We start from the raw sequence: 1989 nt of genomic DNA on the forward strand, positions 1-1989 counted from the left end.
CATCCACGCGCTGCATGAGCGTCCGGTCGGAGGCCGACAGGCCGCCGTCGACGGCCTGGTCGATGAGGCGTCCGGAGAGACCAGCGTAGTTCCGCGTCCTGTCGTAGGTGTAGTAACGGTTGTCTTTGCCGGCGAACAGGATGCGCCAGTGACCGGGCTGGCCGTCGACCGGCACTGCCCGGGCGGAGACCGACCCGTCGCGGATTTCCGTCGGTTCGTCGGCCAGGGAGAGTTGTGTATGCGTGGGTTCCTCCGCCGGCCTATAGATAACGGTGGCATCGACGCTGGCGATGCGTTCCAGCCCCGGGTCGGCCCAGCCGAGCGGGAGTAGCCGGATGACGGTGTTCTGCCGGTCGTCGTCGCCGTAGTCGATGCCGATGGACTCGAGTACCAGCGGAATCGTGAGGGCCTGTCCATCGGCGTCTCGCAGTGTCAATTCCTGGAGGGTCAGTTGGCCGAGCTTCCCGTCGCCGTTGATGCCGTGATCGATGGTGAGCGCGAGCGCGTTGTCCTTGCCGTCGATACGGAAAGTGGTGCCGGCGTCGGCGAGCGGGGCCTCCGCCGGTTCGATCAGCGGCAGGTCGGTGGCCTCGCCGTCGGTTTGCGGCAGGAACAGCGAGTAGCCATCGCTCACGCCCGCCAGTCCGCTCGTCCAGGTGAACCATTCCAGGCTGTCCGCCCAGGCGCCGGTTGTCGGGTCATCGTCGGCGTTCATGGCGAGCTGCGTGTGAACGTTCAGCGCCGTGCCGAAGCCGTCGATCCGTTGATCGCTGATCAGTGTCAGCGACTGGATCCAACCACTGTCGCGCTCCAGGCGCATGCGTCCGGACACGTTGGTGAACTGTATGAACAGGTTGTGACCCATGATGCGCAGGGGGTCCACCCTGGTGGACCCGTCTTCGGCCCTGGTGATGTCGACGAACACGCCGTCCTCGTCGATATCGGCGACGGTCAGACGCAGCCCCGGCATGCCCTGGAATCCGTCCAGCGTGACCTGCGCGCCCTCGCGTGCCGGCAGGCTCAACGGCACCGACGGTGCGAGCATGTGCTGTTCCAGCTGCCTGCCCAGCGCGCCGGTCAGCTGTTTGGTAATCAGGTTCCAGGCGGCGCGGTTGGTGGCGGTCAGCCGTGTTTCACCGTCGGGCTCCATGGTCAGGTCGAATCCCCCGGTGATCAGGTCGCGCACGGGGCCGCGGAACAGACCACCCGAGCGGGCACTCGAGAAGAAGGTTTGCCGGCCTTCCCGGGCCCGAATGAAACGCGGGTCGAGATGCACCGTCAGGGACGGGCGGGCCGAGTCGACCCGGTAGCGCATGATGCTCTGCATGGTCACCGCCTGCGTGTCCGACGATGAAGACTGGCTGTCGTCCTCCCGCATCACCGCACTCACGTCGATGCGGTAGTCGCGCTGCTCGCCGACGGCGGGGCTGAAGCGGATCTCGTCCGGTGCGGACAGCTCCACGATGGTGGTGCCGACGCCGATGAGCACGGCGACCGAGAGCACGGACAGCACGATGGTTCTGGTAGACACGAAGAACTCCGGAACAGGTAAAGGGGCCGGCTAAGCGGCGTTGGTGAGACCCGCGAAACGGGCAATGGGGTGTCCGTTGCCCTGGTCCCGACGGGAGTCAATGCGCCACGGGCCCGCCACACCGGCGAGCGGGCCCGACAGGGTGTCCATGCGTGGCGCGCGATGTGCGGTCGTCGGGATAATACGCTGAAGGCGCGACCCGAAATCCTGAATTGCCCGGTTGAATCCGGCGGTGGGCGGTAACGGCGACGGATTGCGATCGGCGGCCCATGTCGAGGTGTCGCCGGCGACACCCGCAGTTTCCGGTATCGGCTGGGTAGAGGCCGGGCGTGTGAGCGATGGGCCCGAAGAAGGGACTGACGTCATTGTTTCCCCGTTGCAGCGTCCATTGCAGCTCTATGAGCCGGGAGAGATCAGTCCCTGATGGGGACGGAAGGACAGCCTGCGAGGCCCGACGT

At 66.3% G+C, this 1989-nt stretch carries 1 protein-coding gene; it reads right to left on the bottom strand.

The genetic code is table 11. The features are described from left to right. Nucleotides 1-1531: hypothetical protein (locus G7A99_RS03655; protein WP_163138906.1), on the bottom strand; the 1531-nt coding region annotated here is incomplete at its 3' end. Nucleotides 1532-1989 lie beyond the last annotated feature (458 nt).

The organism is Arhodomonas sp. KWT, assembly GCF_010993615.1.